This is a genomic window from Paenibacillus etheri (assembly GCF_001012825.1).
GTDB lineage: Bacteria > Bacillota > Bacilli > Paenibacillales > Paenibacillaceae > Paenibacillus_AQ > Paenibacillus_AQ etheri.
This window is the reverse complement of the sequence record NZ_LCZJ02000076.1, coordinates 77,573-96,032: the sequence shown is the minus strand read 5'-3', so window position 1 is coordinate 96,032 and position 18,460 is coordinate 77,573. Positions and strand designations below refer to the sequence as shown.

Here is an 18,460-nt window from a genome sequence, read left to right as displayed (position 1 = left end):
AAGCGGACCAAGTGAATTCTTGGTCCGCTTTTTATAGGCGGTTCGTCTATATGGTTACCTTATTTTTTAAAACTCAGGTCATACTGTATGAACCTTCCAGTAGGGTCTGCTGTAGCGGTTTAACTGATTGTTCTAAATTAGATACAGCAATCCCTTCCTGACTGCTGGCAATCGACATCATCAGCTTGATCCGATTCGCCTGGTTAACTACACTAACTCCAGCATCATAATCAATGGCGACGATATTTGCACCTGGATATAACTCCTTAAGGCCCTTAATCATTCCGCGCCCGGTAATGTGGTTGGGCAAGCAGGCGAACGGCTGAATACAAGCAATATTATTCACACCATTATCCATCAGATCCATCATTTCTGCAGTCAGGAACCATCCCTCACCCATCTGGTTTCCTACGGATACCAGTCGGCTTGCCTTCTCAGCAAGACCATAAATATTTTCCCGTCCTTTAGCCAGTCCTGCGTCCTCAAGCGCAAGCTTAATCGGCTTACGGTAAATCTCCAGATAGGAGATCAACATCGGATTAATATATCCCAGTCGTTTGCTTTTGCCGAATTGCTCGGCTTTGTAGATCGGATTATACACGCAGTAAAAGATGAAGTCTAAGAAGTCTGGCATTACCGCTTCTCCACCCTCCGCCTCAATCATCTCGATGATGCGGTTGTTGGCATCCGGGTGGAATTTAATCAGGATTTCTCCAACAATGCCCACTCTTGGTTTAGTAATGCCTGTAACGGGCAGCTTACAGAAATCAGCTACAATTTCACGAATCAGACGTTTGTATTCTCGGAACGAGAAGGTCAGTAAGCTGACCTTACAACGCTCCATCCCTTTGCGGAATAAGCGTTCAGCACTCCCTGGTACAACCTCATACGGCCTATAGTGATTTAACAACCGCATCATAAGATCACCATAGCAAGCCGCAGCTATCAGTCGGTTCGCCAGCTTAAGACTGATACGGAAGCCCGGCTGGTTCTCCATTCCAGAAGCATTCAGCGAAATCACAGGAATCTGTTCGAGATCTGAATCCTTTAAGGCTTTGCGGAGCAAAGAAATATAGTTCGTCGCCCGGCAACCTCCACCCGTCTGTGACATAATTACAGCGGTACGATTCGGATCATAGTCCCCACTCTTCAGTGCCGACAGAATCTGCCCTATCGTTACAATTGCGGGATAACATGCATCATTGTTAACGTATCTAAGACCTTCTTCCGTCTCTTCAGGTCCAGTGGTCTCAAGTATCTTGAGACGGTATCCCGCAGCCCGGAAAACCTGCTCGAACAATTCAAAATGAATGGGCGACATCTGCGGCGCAAGGATAGTGTACGTTTCTTTCATTTCCTTTGTGAATGCTACATTAGCCTGTACTTTAGACGGCTTCTGTGGCAGCACCTTACCTTTTTCACGCTCGCGCATCGCTGCCAGCAATGAACGCAACCGAATGCGTGCTGCACCAAGGTTGCTAATCTCATCGATTTTGATCAGTGTATATACTTTGTTATGCCTTTCCATAATGTCTTGTACGGCATCACATGTAATCGCATCAATCCCACAACCGAAGGAAGTCAATTGAACAAGCTCCAGATCAGTTCGGACAGCGGCAAGGCGGGCTGCGCGGTACATTCGGGCATGATAGGTCCACTGATTAACTACCGACACATCCCCTTCACTTCGGTCCAGATGGCAGACAGAATCTTCTGTCAGTACGGCGAGTCCCATCCCGGTAATCATATCTGCAATGCCATGATTAATTTCAGGATCCGCATGATAAGGGTGACCACAGAGAAGTATTCCCTTCTTCCCAGTGCTGGCAAGATACGCAAGCGTCTCTTCACCTTTGGTACGCACATCACTTTTGGCACGATCAGCTTCAGCAAGTCCTGCCTGCACAGCCAACGTTATCTCTTCTCTCGGAATCCCTGTAAATGTCTTCACGAGTCCCTTGGTCAGCGCAGATCTATCGTCGAAGGTCAGAAATGGGCTGACCAGCGTGATTCCATTCTCCTTTAGCCCATCCATATTGTTGCGAATGACCTCAGGATAGGATGCGACCACCGGACAGTTGAAATGATTATCCGCAGCTTCATCTTCCTTCTTCTCATACACCACCGCAGGATAAAAAATAAAATCAACGCCTTTACCAATCAAGCTCTGTACATGTCCATGCGCCATCTTCGCAGGGTAACAGATCGATTCTGAAGGAATCGTATCCATCCCACTTTCGTAGAGCTTCTTACTTGATTTAGGAGAGAGAATTACCCGATAGCCAAGCTTGGTGAAAAAAGCATGCCAGAACGGGTAATTCTCGAACATATTCATCGTACGCGGAATGCCGACGGTGCCCCGTGCTGCATCTGCCTCCGGTAATGCTTCATAGTCGAAAAAGCGCTCATACTTATACTGCATCAAATTCGGCAGTACATTCTTCTCTTTCCTGCCTCCTGCACCACGCTCGCAGCGATTGCCTGTAACGTAGAAGCTCTTATCCGGGAAGCGACTGATTGTTAGCGCACAGTTATTTCCACAGCGGCCACAGCGGCCTGATGATACCTCGTACTTAAAGTTGGCTATTTCCTCCGGGCCAAGCAGTGTACTTTTCCCATCGGTCCCCGCTTGCTCACGAGCAATCAGTGCACAACCATACGCCCCCATAACGCCAGCAATATCCGGTCTGACTACAGTTCTCCCCGTTAGGCGCTCAAAGGCCCGCAATACAGCTTCGTTATAGAAGGTGCCACCCTGAACAATAATATTTCGCCCTAGATCCTCAGGGTTACGAATTTTCATTACTTTTTGCAGGGCATTCTTAATCACGGAATAGGCAAGACCTGCTGAAAGATCGGCCAGCGACGCGCCTTCCTTCTGAACCTGCTTCACTTTAGAATTCATGAATACCGTGCAGCGCGAACCTAAATTAACCGGTTTGGCCGCTTCCAGAGCTGACTTAGCGAACGCCTCGATACCTAACCCGAGCGCAGAAGCAAAGCTCTCCAGAAAAGAGCCGCAGCCTGCCGAACAAGCTTCATTGAGCATCAGACTGTCGATAGCGCCGCCGCGGATCTTGATGCATTTCATGTCCTGTCCGCCGATATCCAGAATAAAATCTACCTCCGGCATAAACTTAGAAGCGGCTTTGTAATGAGCAACCGTCTCCACTTCACCGCCGTCTGTCCATAAAGCGGCTTTGATTAACCCCTCTCCGTAACCTGTCACATAAGAACCTGCAATATAACAGCCTTCAGGCAGAATCTGATACATTTCCTTCAGTGCCTCACTGACAGAATACAAGGGGTTCCCCTTGTTGCTGCCATAAAAGGTATGTAGAATTTCGTCAGCAGATCCGGTCAACACGAGTTTGGTTGTTGTTGAACCCGCATCGATCCCTAGATAGCAAGGGCCGCGATACATTGCCAAGTCTGATCTGGCAGCAGAAGCTTTACCATGGCGAAGACGGAACGCAGCAAGCTCATCAGGGTTCTCAAACAGCGGTGGTAATTCAGCATCCGTGGCCCGATCCGCTGTAAAATCCACGGCTGCTATTCGCGTGATCCAACCTGAAAGCGGTAAAACAGTAGGATCCGCTTCAGAAAGTGCTGATCCAATCGCTACGAAATACTGCGACCGCTCGGGGAAAAGAATATCTGACTCCACAAGTTCAAGCGTCTCCGCAAAACGTTGACGCAAGGCTGGCAGAAAGGTTAGCGGACCGCCAAGAAAAGCCACCCGTCCACGAATCGGACGTCCGCAGGCGAGACCACTGATCGTCTGATTAACGATACTCTGAAAGATTGAAGCCGCCACATCTTCCCGGCGAGCCCCTTCGTTCAGTAGCGGTTGCACATCGCTTTTGGCGAATACACCGCACCGTGAAGCGATGGGATAGATTCGCTCATGCTTCTCCGCCAATTCATTTAAGCCCGCTGGGTCGGTCTGTAGCAGCGATGCCATCTGATCGATGAATGCTCCCGTTCCGCCCGCGCAAGCCGTATTCATACGCTGCTCAATGCCACCTCGAAGATAGATGATCTTGGCATCTTCACCACCCAGCTCAATCGCCGTATCGCATTCTGGAATCAACTCGCCAATCGCCTTCGTACAGGCGATCACCTCCTGAACGAACGGTACACCTCCCAGTTTAGATAAAGATAAACCTGAGGAACCGCTTACAGTAAGGGTCGCTCCTCTCTCTGGAAATCTGATCTGTACGTCAGATAGAAGAGAGAGGGCTGCTTTTTTTATATCGCTATAATGTCTAACATAGTCCTGATAAACAATAGTATTACGCTCTATAACAACCAATTTTGCAGTAGTTGATCCGATATCAAGGCCAATACGCAGCATTATCACTACACCACCTCGTCTTGCTCCAAATTTGAAGCAATTATGAGGAAACTATATCATGACAATACCTTATGAAAGCTGTTAAAAATGTAACAGACTTTTACAAAAAGTTATTAACAAACTTTATGATTTGGAAAGCCCTGCTATGGTAGATGCTACATGTCCTTTCACTCGTACTTTCCGCCATTCTTCGATTAAGATTCCCTGCTCATCGATCTGAAAAGTAGAACGTACTATTCCCATAAATTCTTTACCATAGAGCTTCTTAAGCTGCCATACCCCGAACATTTCACTGACCTTATGATCCTCATCAGACAACAGTGGAAAGGGCAGACTATTCTTCTCCGTAAATCTCATATGCGATGCCAAGGGATCTGGACTGATGCCTAGAACAACCGCACCAAGCGTAGTAATCTGGTCATGGGCGTCACGGAACTCGCAGGCCTCCTGCGTACAGGCTGGTGTCATATTTTTAGGATAAAAATATAAAATGACCTTACGGCCAAGATAATTACTTAAACTAACCTCTTGCCCGCTGGAGGACGGAAGGGTGAAATTCGGTACTTTTTGTCCAATAGCTACTACGTTCAAGTTATATCCACTCCTTCTTGATATTGGAGGATCGGGCATGAATTGCGCGTATCCCCAAAAGAAATTATAATGTAGAGAATGTGAATGCGAAAGGAAGAACGATTAAATGCCACCTAGAAAGAAAAGGCACGCAAAGACTGGTAAGTCAAAAAAGAAACCGCTGCTTTGGACACTGGCCATTATACTCCTCCTTATTATCGGTGGAGCCATTTACTACTTTACAACCATTTACACTGAGCTTGGCAGCATGTCGAACACCGAGAACTCACCATTTAAGGATGCTGAGACCGTTGATGTTGACACGCCAGAACCTCCAAAGTGGGAAGGTACAGAACCTGTTAATATACTACTAATGGGCGTGGATGCCCGCGGTGTCAAGAAGGGGGAAATTCCTCGTTCCGATACAATGCTCGTCGCCTCACTTGATCCCGTGAAGAAGAAAATCAGCGTATTCTCAATTCTTAGAGACACTTACGTTCCGATTCCAGATCACGGCGAAAAACGTATTAATTCAGCTATCATTTATGGACCTAACACGGCGATGCAGACTGTAAGCGATCTGCTCGGCATCCCGATTCAATATTATGTCTACACGGACTTCCAAGGATTCATCAAGCTAGTAGATGCCGTTGGTGGTGTAGATTATGAAGTCGAGAAAGACATGGTTTACAAGACCATTGCTGACGGTCCCGAATATGACATTGATCTAAAAAAAGGATATCAGCATCTCGACGGTAATAAAGCTCTGCAATATGTACGTTTTCGACATGACGCTACCTCCGACTTCACTCGGACCGAGCGCCAGCGTGCATTTCTCAAGGTTGTGGCTGACAAACTGATCCAGACCACATCCATAATCAAGCTACCGAATATCCTGTCACAAGTTACGCCTTATATCGAAACCAATCTGACAGTAAATGATATGTGGAAGCTCGCAACCGTTGGGTACGATAGTACCATAGGCGGTAGTGAGCAAATTCCGCCGATGGATCTGCTCAAAGAGGAAACTACAAGTGACGGATCACAGGTTATCGGCATTCGCAGTGAAAATAAGTTGAGGGAATTTGTGCAGGATACCTTAATTGGTCCTGAGCCAACGCCTACACCTTCAACTTTGCCAGAGACTACTTCAAATAGTAATACAAGCGGAACCAAGTAAGAATCTGACAAGCAACGTTCACAAGTAGACACAACAGGCAATGGTATAATACGGGCGGACAGCGGAAACACCGTTGTTCGCCCGTTGCCATGAGCACCAACAATCGAAAGGATGATCACATTATGAATCGTTCCACATCTGAGCAACTTTATCACGAAGCCCTTCAACATATTGTTGGAGGTGTAAATAGCCCTTCCCGCTCTTTTAAAGCCGTTGGAGGCGGAGCACCTGTATTTATGAAACGTGCCAGTGGATCTCACTTCTGGGATGTAGATGGCAATGAATATATCGATTACCTCCAAGCCTATGGACCGATCATTACCGGCCATGCTCACCCACATATAACGAAGGCAATTACCACTGCAGCTGAGAATGGTGTTCTTTACGGAACCCCAACCCAGCTCGAAATCAAGCTTGCTAAAATGCTAAAAGAGGCAATTCCATCCATGGATAAAGTACGTTTCGTCAATTCCGGAACCGAAGCGGTTATGACAACGATTCGTGTAGCCCGTGCCTATACAAAGCGCAGTAAAATTGTAAAATTCGCTGGCTGTTACCACGGCCACTCTGATCTGGTGCTCGTAGCAGCAGGATCCGGGCCCTCTACGCTTGGTATTCCAGATAGTGCCGGCGTTCCTAGCAGTATTGCACAGGAAGTAATCACTGTACCTTTTAATGATCTGGAAAGCCTGCAGGAGGCACTGGAAAAATGGGGCGAAGATGTCGCCGCTGTAATGGTTGAACCGATCGTCGGGAATTTCGGCATGGTGATGCCAAAGCCAGGATTCCTCGAAGGGCTCTGCAAGCTGGCTCATGATAACGGCTCACTCGTTATTTATGATGAAGTCATTACTGCCTTCCGCTTCCACTACGGTTCCACACAGACTTATGCAGGACTGGATAATCATGAAGATATTACTCCTGACCTTACAGCACTCGGCAAAATCATTGGTGGCGGCCTACCAATCGGCGCGTACGGCGGACGTAAGCATGTGATGGAACAAGTAGCCCCACTAGGACCGGCATACCAAGCAGGAACAATGGCGGGAAATCCCGCTTCCATTTCAGCAGGCATCGCCTGTTTGGAAGTGCTGAGCGCAGAAGGCGTATACGATGAGATGGAACGGCTTGCGATCCGTCTAGTCGACGGACTACAGGAATCTGCTGACCGTCATGGCATTCCACTGACGATCAACCGCATCCGTGGTTCATTCTCTACTCATTTCTGTAAGCATCCAGTTACAAATTACGATGAGGCACAGGATACCGACGGCGAAATGTTCGCCAGCTTCTTCCGTCACATGTTGAACCGAGGGATTAACCTCGCCCCTTCAAAATATGAAGCTTGGTTCCTAACGACAGCACATACCGTTACGGATATCGAAGCTACGCTAATTGCAGCAGAAGCGTCATTTCGTGCTATGGCGGCTGAGAAATAAGACGTTATTTACGGCCACTAAACATACTAAAACCTACCATCAAGCTTCTGGTGGTAGGTTTTTTGCATAGGCACTACTCGCAATCAATTTGCTTGTCCAAAATAATCTCCGTCATTCTAGGTCCAAACATTCGGTCTACGCCGGGTATTAAGGCAAATTGAACCGTATCCAGATCCGCTGGCAGCGGTGGCGAGACCAAGAACTGCATTTGTGTATGGGCGCCCCCTCCGTGACCTCCATGCGGCTGTATTTCGTAAGTAACTATACTGAGCGATTCATACTGCATAGCATGTGTAAGTGTATACTCGCAATCTTCGAGGACTGTCCGCTTCACAATTGGAAGTACGCCGAGCAGTAACCCTGGCTCTTCCCAATAATTCCGTCTGGGCACAGCCTCATTCAAACTGTGTATATATTGTACAATCTGAGAAGTGTCCATCTCGAATCTAGTTGACCATTCCTCAAGGAGCTCACTCTCGGGGGAAAACCTTTTTTTGCCTGTTATTGCTTTACGTTCCTGAATCAACGATAAAATCTGCTCGTCAATCTTCTTAACGTCATCATTGTATTCGTTGACCGCGCCTCTTATTGGCATTCTACTCCAACCCATTTAATAACCTCCTTCTGATCCAAAATTAATTTCTACCCGTTAGCTATATGGTACCTCCAGTGGATTAATTTGTAAATAATTGCAAATCATTCAATCCTGCAGATAGAAAAAAAGCATGTGCCCCTCAGCTTTATGCTGCAAGACCACACGCTTTATGATTCAGAGATGTTCTTTTATTCGTACAAGTTACGAATTTCCACTCCCTGAGGAAGCTTGAATGGATGCTCCTTATTGATTCGGTCGTAGAACATGATCCCATCGAGATGATCAATCTCATGCTGAATGATGATAGCTTGGTAGCCCTTAAATTTAAGGACCACTTCTTTACCTTCAAGGTCATATCCCTTCACCTTCACAGATTCGTACCTTGGTACAAATCCATGCACCGGTCGATCAACCGACAGACACCCCTCGCTCTCCGGTAAGTAAACCATGGTTAGTGAGTGACTAATGATCTTAGGGTTAACCCAAGCATGTTCTACAATTCTCCCTCTCTCATCCGTAGAATACATCGCGAACATACGCTTCGTAAGGCCGATTTGATTCGCCGACAGACCTACGCCAGAGCGTAAATTGTATTCTTCGGAAATCTCCGGGTCCTGACTATTCTTCAAAAACTGAAGCATACATTGCAGAGTCTCACGATCCTCCTCCTGTAAAGGAAGCTCTACTGGCTCAGCGACGGTACGAAGCACAGGATGACCTTCCCGTACAATATCATCCATAGTAATGATATATTCGGCACTAAATTTTGAACTAGACAATATTCCATCCACCTTTGCCTTACGGGCTTAATTTAAAGTACTTATGATATAGTATGCAGATTTATGGATTTATGAAAGCCGTTCGCAGTTTGCTACTATAATTAACATCGAATCCAAGTCCGGTCGCCAATGCGGCAAGAGGAAGATACGTTTTATCTTCTTTGCCTACCTTTTGCAGAAAAGCAGGGGTATCAATGGCTACATTCTGTCCATTCACCTTAATAAATTTGCTTCCAATCGTGATTACAACAGTCCGTCCACCGTATTCAATAGTCGCACTGGAGGTCTTATTATCCCACTTTCCGTTAGCGCCTACGGCATTTAGAATATCTTTAAGCGCCAAGAAGTTCTGACCATTCTTAAGGATAGGCTTATTCGGTGTATTTAACTCTACCCCCTTCACAACAATAGACATTGGTACAGTGTCCGTAGCCATAGCCGCTACAGTAGGAATGCGGTACTCACCCCATTGTAATTCAGCAAATACTTTTGCAATAGTTTCGTATCCGAGCTGCGTAGGGTGAAAATCCGCTTGACCCGCTCCAATAATATGTGTGAGTGATCCCTCTGAGTCGGCAAACTTTGCCGCTACATGAGCTACTAATACCTTTGCACCCTCTTGATTCATACTTGCAGCCACACGATCTGCCGAATCTGTAAATTTCGCTGCTGCGGTCATCAATTTGGTATACATCGCACCAAGAGCGATCTTAGGCGCAGGCTGATATTGGTCAGCCAGTATAATCGTTGCTTGTGGATTTATCACACGAATATTCTCAAGACTTGCCTTCACATTCGTATTGTAATCCGCTAACTTCTGCTCCAGCTGAGATTCGAAATCTGTATCCGTCAGCTCCTTAACCTGTAAGAAAAGACGGCTTACATCATTTCCCCCAATTGTAATCGTAATCAAATCAGCTTCCTTTAACTCTGATGCGATCTGCGGGGTTAACCTTACGAACTGCTCTATCCGTGGATCTGGAAGACCTGACTGAATACCTTCAGCGGTAATCGCTGAGCCGTCCTTGATGGCTCCTGAGTAATTACGTAATCCAGCAGTGGTCAGTCCTAGAATACCATAATTGGTAAGCTCGCTCCGGCCATGATACCAACCCTGCTCCAGCAGTCGCTCCGCATAGCCGTATGGCTTCGTATTCACATCCGTCATTCCTGGCTCGTATCCAGCAGTAATCGAATCGCCAAGAGCTACGATGCGAAAGACATCCTGACTTGCGTTTTGTGTTGCAGACGTGTCAGCCGCATTTACCGATCCGGCACCTACGCCAATCAGCACAGACAACATAAGCACACTGCTTGTGCTAGCTGCTAAAATTCTTTTCCACTTGCTTAGCATCGTATCCCTCCCAAAATGTACTAATTCTCATTCTACCATCCCTGATAGCAACGCAAAAGAGCGGCCTCCCATATTCGGGAAGCCACCCTGCAAAATCACTATTCTTATCACAGCTGGAACCAAATGTATTAATCTTTATCTGAATCCTTTTGCGAATTCAAATTCTTCCCCGCACGCTCCAGATATTTATCATAACGATCGTCTAGTTCATGTCCAATCTTACGATACCGCAACGTCTCCTCCACAATAGGATCCATTGTGGTCTGGATACGGATTTCATACTTTGGAGAGATTTCACGGATTTCTTTAGCTATACGGTCACCCTGTTCCATCTCGCCATCTACCAACATTTCACTTAGCTTGCGTTCCAGATCATCTTTCTCGCTCATGATGCGTCGCCCTCCCTAAAGCTGATATCCTGTTGCTTCAGCATTCTTCAGTGACGAAACCAAATATTCGTGAATATGACCATTACTTGCTACTAAATGACGAGTGCCAATATCGTATGGACGCCCAAGAGTATCCGTGATTCTGCCCCCTGATTCAAGGACTAGCAGCACTCCTGCTGCACAATCCCAAGGGCTTAAGCCTACTTCCCAGTATCCATCTACCCGACCTGCTGCTACATAAGCCAAATGAAGAGCAGCCGAGCCTCCAGCACGAATACCACGAATCTGCGGAAGAACGCTCTGCAGTCCCGCCATATTCACAGGTTGCGCAAATTCACGGTCCGGCGGAAAGCCCATAGCAATCAAGCTGTCTCCAAAAACATTCTCCGTAGAGACTGCGGTAGGAACACCATGCATGTAGGCCCCCTTACCTTTTTCAGCTACGAACATTTCATCACGAATCGGATCGTAAATTACACCAACCGTTAATTCTCCACGAATCAACAAAGCAATGGAGACACAGTAAAAAGGAAATCCGTGTACAAAATTAGTCGTACCATCTACAGGATCTACAATCCACAGATATTCATGCTCACGAGCTTCTTCCAGTGCAGCGGTCGCTGCTGCTGCTCCCGGGGATATGCCTTCCTCACCAAGGATCGCATGATCTGGAAAATGCGTCAGAATCAACCTGCGGATCATCTGTTCAACGCCTTTATCTACTTCCGTAACCAGATCTTGTGCCGATGTCTTCGTATTAAGTTCCTTCACCAGGCCCTGTCTGCTCTTTATCCATTCTCCTGCTTTGGCAGCAGCATTAATGGCTACCGCCGTATGTCCCTTGCTCGTTACTACATAGGGTTCGCGTTCGTTCTTACTACCCTCTGGTTTTAAAGGACTCATATTTTCACTCCGCTTCCTTGAACATAATCGCCATTGGCATAAAATTTAAAGCAATCCTATTCACAATACCGTGCAATACACCAAAACGTTCTCAAAGTTCCGCCATAAGGGATACCCAATTCTAGTATGATCCCTTGAATGTTAATCGTAATAAAGTTTCATTCAACGTACCCTATTTCAAGTTACATATCAAGTCATGATAGGACCCGTATTCGGGACCTATCGCCTTATTTTCATTGTTTAAGGTTCGATATTCACACTTGCCCCATTTAATACAGAAATTCCGTTACCGGCATCAGCCAGCTCCTTCATTGCTTCCATCAATCCAAATAACGCACCATCTTTTAGTTTTGCCTCAATCATAACATCGACAGCAGGGGTATCTGCGGTAATACGCTTTAAAAAAGCTACTAATGGCGCAGGCTCCACGCCATCTGCATGACTGCGTGGATCAGACGGACCGCGCGGACTCGATACATGAATCTTAGGCGGGAAAAGCTCTCCCGATGTAACATCCTTCTGTGCAAGCTCGCTCCGCCAGGTCTGCTGAATGTCAGGCCACAGCTCCCAAGGGAGCTCACCTTCATTATTCACCCATTGATGGTGAATATCCAACACCATCGGCAGACCTACACTCTGGCAGACTGCTAGTGTCTCTGGGGCTGTGAAGGTCTTATCATCATTCTCCAGCGTAATACGTTCCTGTAGCGCTTTCGGCAGCGCGCGAAAATGCTCCTCGAAACGCTTCGCCGCTACAGGCTTGTCCCCATAGGCTCCGCCAATATGAATATTATTCTTCGCCATGGCAGGAAGTCCCATGGCATTCAGCATGTCCGTGTGGTGCTGCAAATCCCGTATGGAACTTACTAGCACCTCAGGGCGGGGTGTACTAAGCACTGTAAAGTGATCGGGATGAAAGGACACCCGCATCCCATGCTTTTTCACATATTGCCCAACTTCCGCGAATTCCTCAGCGAGCGCAGCAAACGGATTCCAGTCCTGTAAATCAGGATGCGTCGCCAGAGGAATCAACTTGGAAGTGAGGCGGTACACGAAGATGTCCGAAGCCACATTATGCTTCATTAATCGCAGCGTATTGTGCAGATTCATCCGAGCGAGGTTCTCCAGACGCCGAAGTGCCGCTTCACGGTCACCCAGCCTCTTGAAGGAGGCCATCGTCATTGTCTTGGATGGAGAGCAGTCTTTGATAACGGTGGACATCGCTACATATCCAAAACGGACAATCATCCCTGCGCTCCAAAAAACATTTCATCTGCTAGTAGAGTCTGCACCTTGGACTCTTCTTCATTCAATTTACGCACGAGTTCCATTTCGACCGCTGTAACCTCATGCCCTTGAAAATTAATCTCTGCAATCGAGGCAGAGATTTTGACAATCGCTACAGCTACATTTTCAGGTGTGTAGGCAATCACCTTCTGACCCGTTGGATACACGCGAAAGCCCTGCTTCACCATTTTGGTACGCCCATACTCCAGCAACTCGTACAGCTCTTGTTCATTCTTGAACTTACAGACGGAATTGAATTCAGTTTGAAAACCCATATTTCTTCGCCCCTTTCCAGTCGGGATTAACCCGCTAGTAGCTTCAATTACTCATTGTCATACTTAAGACCTTGTTTGAAATTATAGCGCTCTAAGGCTAACTCAATCATACGGTCTAACAGAGCTCTATAGGATACACCTGTCTCACGCCACAATAGCGGATACATACTGTAAGGAGTGAAGCCAGGCATCGTATTCACTTCGTTAATTAGAATTTTACTATCCGATCTCCGCAGGAAGAAGTCCGCCCGGGTAATGCCGCTGCCCTCAATTGCTCGAAAAGCAGTTATCGCGGACTCCCGCAGTCGATCGGCAACTTCAGAATCTACTGGCGCAGGAATCATCATTTGCGATTTGCCGTCCGTATATTTAGCTGCATAGTCATAATATTCGCCAGAAGAAACGATTTCACCCGGAACAGAGGCCTCTGGCTCATCATTTCCGAGCACACCGACCTCTACCTCACGAGCATCCACGAATTCCTCAATAATGACTTTGGTGTCATAACGGAAGGCAAAATCTATAGCTTTTACAAGACTCTCCTTATCAGTTGCCTTAGAAATACCTACACTTGAGCCCAGATTAGCAGGCTTAACAAATACTGGATACCCCAGTTTATCCTCTACACCCACAATCAACTCATGACTTTTTCTTTTCCAAGCGCTGATGTTAAAATAACAATATTCACACTGATCCAGACCTGCATCAGCGAATAGCTTCTTCATGACAACCTTATCCATACCTGCTGAAGAGGCAAGAACACCGGCCCCGATATAAGGAATATTCGCCATTTCGAACAACCCTTGAATCGTTCCGTCCTCACCATACGTACCGTGCAGCAGCGGGAACATGACATCCACCGTTTGTTCCGCACCGGATAGTCCACTAAATACTACATTCAGGGCAGTACCCATATCTTCAGTTGCATCTACAAGCTTGAGCTGCTCCACCTCACTGTAAGGTGCCGATAACGTCTCTCCGACTTTCCACAAACCCTGTTTTGAAATGTAAAAAGGGATAATCTCATATTTATCGTAATCAAATGAGTTCATCACGGCAAAAGCCGTCTGTAATGATACCTCATGTTCTCCGGATTTCCCCCCGTACACCAGCCCTACGGTTAATTTTGCGTTCGCCATACCCTTATAACCTCTTTCTGTACTATAAATAGTCGTTAATATGAAAAAAACGGTATTTCGTTTGATCCGTCCATGCGTAGGAATCACGATAGTCCCAGAAGCGATGACGACTGCTAACTGTACGTGCATTCACAAGCGGCAGGCCACCAGCATCAAAGGCTGTGACGATCGTGCTGTGCTGATATTGCCCGTTGCCATCCCAGTCATATAGAATGACATCGCCCAGCATCAATTGCTCCGGCCGCTCCATGACTTCTGCACGCAAGCCATTGCTCCGGTCTACGCTCAAATAGCGCTGCAGACTGTCTGATACAGCCCAGCTATAACTCCACCATTCTTGTTTGCCTTGGTAGCCTTTGTACCACCAACCCGTTTCTCTTTTACCAGTATAGTTGATCGGCGCTCCCCCTGCAAAGAGGCATTGGGAGACATAATTCGTACAATCTACCTCAAATGTTTCGAACTCCGGATTCCCGTCTTTCCACCAACGGTCAGCATAAGCCACCGCTACTTCACGGTTGTAGCGAATCTCTCTTGAGCCCGCAATCTCCCCAAGAATATTCCAGTTTAGAAGGGGCTGTGACGGCAGCGGAGCAGGCAATGCTTCCCCCCATTTGGACAACCTTCCAGATAACTCCACCTCAGCTCTATGAACCGTATTTCTTTCGGGAATGGTTCGTTCTATAGCAGCGATTTCCCAGCCCCCTCCGTCCCGCACAAAGGTCAACCGCTCCAGCTCAACCATATCCTCTCGGTGGTTAACGCCGCCTTTTTCATAATAGAGTGCACTATGCAGCGTAACCTCTGCTACCACCTCAGTCGGAGTCTGCCGGACGGTCCGTAAAGTCTTTACACCTGTTTCCCCTCGCAGCGGAGTTATTCCACGAGCGTTATACCATTCAGCAATCCGGCGTGAACGTTCCCCTTGCTCCACCAGAAAACGCGGATCTTTAACGGACACAGAAACTGTTTGCGATGAGGACTTAGGTTCCACCCTGGCCTTATTCACATGATCTACATATACATATAGACTTTGCTTCCACTGTTGTTCCATTATACTCGCACCCCTTCATTCCCTTATACTTGCTGCTCTATGTATATGAAAGGAAACAGGCTGCTATACAGATCGCTTCAATTTACATGGTAGGGCATATGCTTTGCTTATAGCTCTCGTTTTGGGGGTAACTCTAAATGGTTTCAGTGATGCATTATTCGGGCTTTATATATAGGAAAAAAAACTTTACTCCCTTCTTTGTAACCGTTATAATTAAATAACATGCAATGTGAAATTGGGTTTCAATAGATGAAACAAGGAGGCGCACATATGCCAAGCAAGGATCATTTCTCGTTGGCCCGCACCCTGGAATCAGGTGGCAAATCTTATCGGTATTATGATCTTAACTCCCTTGAGGAACAAGGATTGGGCTCTATCTCTTCCCTTCCTTTCTCGATCAAAGTTTTACTTGAGGCGGCTGTTCGTCAGTTTGACGGACGAGCGATTACAGAAGAACATGTGAAGCAATTGGCTGACTGGTCAGGCGACATTGATCGCAATAAAGAAATTCCGTTTATCCCTGCTCGTATCGTACTTCAGGACTTTACCGGTGTTCCGGTAGTCGTAGATCTGGCAGCTATGCGTGATACAGTAAAGAAAGCCGGAGGAGATCCTAAACAGATCAACCCGCTCGTTCCCGTTGACCTTGTAATTGACCACTCTGTTATGGTTGATGCTTTCGGTACAGCAGACGCTTTGGAATATAATATGAACGTGGAGTTTGAGCGCAACGAGGAACGCTACCGTTTCCTTCGCTGGGCACAGACAGCTTTCAATAACTTCCGTGCAGTTCCTCCAGCTACCGGTATTGTACATCAGGTTAATTTGGAGTACTTGGCTTCCGTAGCCACTACTAAAACTATCGATGGTGAAACTGTCGTTTATCCAGATTCCCTTGTTGGAACGGACTCCCATACTACGATGATCAATGGACTTGGTGTTGTAGGCTGGGGTGTAGGCGGTATTGAAGCTGAAGCAGGTATGCTCGGACAACCGCTCTATTTTGTTACACCGGATGTAGTGGGCTTCAAGCTTACAGGCAGCCTTATCGAAGGAGCTACAGCAACGGATTTGGCACTGACAGTCACTGAAATGTTGCGTAAAAAAGGCGTAGTCGGCAAATTCGTCGAATTCTATGGTCCTGGTCTTGCTAACATCAGTCTCGCTGACCGTGCAACGGTTGCCAACATGGCGCCAGAATACGGAGCAACGATTGGTTTCTTCCCTGTAGATGAAGAGACACTTGCTTATCTTCGCAGCACGGGTCGTCCGGATGATCTGGTAGAGCTCGTTGAATCTTATTACAAAGCACAAGGCATGTTCCGCACTTCGAATACGCCAGACCCAGAGTTCAGCGATGTAATTGAACTTGACCTGGCTTCAGTCGTTCCAAGCTTGGCCGGACCAAAACGTCCGCAAGACCGGATCGAACTTACGCATATGAAAGAAAATTTCGAAGGTATTATCCGTACACCTGTAGACAAAGGCGGTTACGGTCTCAGCGATGAGAAAATCGCCCAAGTTGTAGAAATAGAACATAAAAACGGCACCACAAGCAAGCTCAGCACAGGTGCAGTCGTGATCGCAGCGATTACAAGCTGTACGAATACTTCCAACCCTAGCGTTATGCTTGGTGCAGGTCTTTTGGCGAAAAAAGCCGTGGAACGTGGTCTGACCAAACCAGCATACGTTAAGAGCAGCTTGACTCCAGGTTCACTGGTAGTTACTGAATATTTGGAAAAAGCAAACCTGCTGAAGCCACTCGAAGCACTGGGCTTCTACTTGGCTGGCTATGGCTGCGCTACCTGTATCGGTAACTCCGGTCCGTTGCCAGAAGAAGTTAGTCAAGCTATTACTGACAACGATATGACTGTAGCCGCGGTAATCTCCGGTAACCGTAACTTCGAAGGTCGTGTACATGCTCAGGTTAAAGCAAACTACCTGGCTTCCCCACCGCTCGTAGTCGCTTACGCACTGGCTGGTACTGTGAATATTGATTTGCAGACTGAACCGCTCGGATTTGATCCACAAGGTGAGCCCGTATTCCTGAAAGATATTTGGCCAACGACTGCTGAAATCCGTGAAGCAATCGGTCTCTCCCTTAGTCCGGAGATGTTCCGTCGTAAATACGAAAATGTATTCACTGCTAACGAGCGCTGGAATTCGATTCCTGTTCCGCAAGGCGAGCTGTATGAGTGGGATGACAACTCCACGTATATCCAGAATCCGCCGTTCTTCGAACATCTCGCAGACGGTCTTGGAGACATCAAAGATATCAAGGATGCACGCGTTTTAGCACTTCTAGCTGATTCTGTGACAACCGACCATATCTCACCTGCAGGTAATATCTCTACCTCTGGTCCTGCCGGCGAATATTTACGCGATCATGGTGTAGAACGTGCTGACTTCAACTCCTACGGCTCCCGCCGCGGAAATCATGAAGTCATGATGCGTGGTACATTCGCTAATATTCGGATTCGTAATGCAGTAGCTCCAGGTACAGAAGGCGGAGTTACAACCTTCCTGCCAAGCGATGAAGTCATGTCCATCTATGACGCTTCCATGCTGTATCAGGACGCTGGACAGAATCTCATCGTGATCGCCGGTAAAGAATACGGCACAGGAAGCTCACGTGACTGGGCGGCCAAGGGCACACTTCTGTTGGGTGTTAAAGCTGTTATCGCTGAGAGCTTTGAGCGGATTCACCGCAGCAATCTGGTTGGTATGGGTGTGCTTCCACTGCAATTCCAGGAAGGCCACGGCTGGAGCAGCTTGGGACTGACCGGACGTGAGACCTTCAACATTACCGGTCTCGATAACCAGGTGACGCCAAGCCAAGATCTAACTGTTACCGCTACCCGTGAAGACGGTACTCAATTTGACTTCCCTGTTACTGCACGACTCGACAGCACAGTTGATATTGATTACTATCGCAATGGCGGTATTCTACAAACAGTGCTTCGTCAAATGTTGGCGGATGCCACGGATTCTTCGGCTGTATCGGTAGAATAGATTTAGCAAGGGACTGTCTCGCGGTCATGAGTGGCCGTGAGGCAGTTTTTTTGTACTTATGTGTAGTTGTTAAAGGGGTGTTCCTACAGCCATGAATTGGTTGCCAGGACACCCCTGTTTTCTTGTA

General features: G+C 47.1%; 14 protein-coding genes. 3 read left to right on the top strand and 11 right to left on the bottom strand.

Annotated elements, in window-relative coordinates; genetic code table 11:
- Positions 1-73 precede the first annotated feature (73 nt).
- Both UQ64_RS28790 and bcp read right to left on the bottom strand, forming a co-directional pair.
- Positions 74-4,357, bottom strand: coding sequence for a 2-hydroxyacyl-CoA dehydratase (locus tag UQ64_RS28790; protein ID WP_082651370.1), 4,284 nt, complete (start codon positions 4,355-4,357; stop codon positions 74-76).
- Between the two features lie 123 nt (positions 4,358-4,480).
- Positions 4,481-4,948 (bottom strand): thioredoxin-dependent thiol peroxidase, encoded by a 468-nt coding sequence (gene bcp / locus UQ64_RS28785; protein ID WP_060626868.1) that lies wholly within the window; start codon positions 4,946-4,948, stop codon positions 4,481-4,483.
- A gap of 106 nt (positions 4,949-5,054) precedes the next feature.
- Between bcp and UQ64_RS28780 the strand changes: the two genes are divergently transcribed.
- The gene (locus tag UQ64_RS28780; protein WP_060626867.1) at positions 5,055-6,107 is read left to right on the top strand and encodes an LCP family protein; all 1,053 of its coding nucleotides are present in this window, start codon (positions 5,055-5,057) and stop codon (positions 6,105-6,107) included.
- A 122-nt stretch (positions 6,108-6,229) separates the two neighbouring features.
- The gene (locus UQ64_RS28775; RefSeq protein ID WP_060626866.1) at positions 6,230-7,546 is read left to right on the top strand and encodes a glutamate-1-semialdehyde 2,1-aminomutase; all 1,317 of its coding nucleotides are present in this window, start codon (positions 6,230-6,232) and stop codon (positions 7,544-7,546) included.
- Between the two features lie 73 nt (positions 7,547-7,619).
- On the opposite strand, the gene UQ64_RS28770 is transcribed toward UQ64_RS28775, so the two are convergent.
- From UQ64_RS28770 to UQ64_RS28730, 9 genes are all read right to left on the bottom strand, one after another.
- Positions 7,620-8,156 (bottom strand): hypothetical protein, encoded by a 537-nt coding sequence (locus UQ64_RS28770; protein WP_060626865.1) that lies wholly within the window; start codon positions 8,154-8,156, stop codon positions 7,620-7,622.
- Between the two features lie 173 nt (positions 8,157-8,329).
- Complete coding sequence (gene def / locus UQ64_RS28765) at positions 8,330-8,881, bottom strand: peptide deformylase (RefSeq protein ID WP_060626893.1); 552 nt, start codon at positions 8,879-8,881, stop codon at positions 8,330-8,332.
- 100 nt (positions 8,882-8,981) lie between these two features.
- On the bottom strand, positions 8,982-10,274 hold the full coding sequence (locus UQ64_RS28760) for a stalk domain-containing protein (protein ID WP_060626864.1): 1,293 nt from the start codon (positions 10,272-10,274) through the stop codon (positions 8,982-8,984).
- Positions 10,275-10,402: 128 nt separating this feature from the next.
- Positions 10,403-10,663 carry a hypothetical protein gene (locus UQ64_RS28755; RefSeq protein ID WP_060626863.1) on the bottom strand — a complete coding sequence of 87 codons (261 nt, stop codon included), beginning with the start codon at positions 10,661-10,663 and terminating at the stop codon, positions 10,403-10,405.
- A gap of 15 nt (positions 10,664-10,678) precedes the next feature.
- Positions 10,679-11,566 carry an inositol monophosphatase family protein gene (locus tag UQ64_RS28750; protein ID WP_060626862.1) on the bottom strand — a complete coding sequence of 296 codons (888 nt, stop codon included), beginning with the start codon at positions 11,564-11,566 and terminating at the stop codon, positions 10,679-10,681.
- A gap of 240 nt (positions 11,567-11,806) precedes the next feature.
- A complete protein-coding gene (gene uvsE / locus UQ64_RS28745) occupies positions 11,807-12,814 on the bottom strand; it encodes a UV DNA damage repair endonuclease UvsE (protein ID WP_060626861.1) in 1,008 nt (335 codons plus the stop codon).
- Positions 12,811-13,128, bottom strand: coding sequence for a hypothetical protein (locus tag UQ64_RS28740; RefSeq protein WP_060626860.1), 318 nt, complete (start codon positions 13,126-13,128; stop codon positions 12,811-12,813). Before UQ64_RS28740 ends, uvsE begins: the two co-directional genes overlap by 4 nt.
- A 47-nt stretch (positions 13,129-13,175) precedes the next feature.
- Positions 13,176-14,267, bottom strand: a complete 1,092-nt coding sequence (locus tag UQ64_RS28735; protein ID WP_060626859.1) for a D-alanine--D-alanine ligase — start codon at positions 14,265-14,267, stop codon at positions 13,176-13,178.
- Between the two features lie 22 nt (positions 14,268-14,289).
- Positions 14,290-15,321, bottom strand: a complete 1,032-nt coding sequence (locus UQ64_RS28730; RefSeq protein WP_082651369.1) for an amidase domain-containing protein — start codon at positions 15,319-15,321, stop codon at positions 14,290-14,292.
- 270 nt (positions 15,322-15,591) lie between these two features.
- Between UQ64_RS28730 and acnA the strand changes: the two genes are divergently transcribed.
- Positions 15,592-18,333 (top strand): aconitate hydratase AcnA, encoded by a 2,742-nt coding sequence (gene acnA, locus UQ64_RS28725; RefSeq protein ID WP_060626857.1) that lies wholly within the window; start codon positions 15,592-15,594, stop codon positions 18,331-18,333.
- Positions 18,334-18,460: the final 127 nt, after the last annotated feature.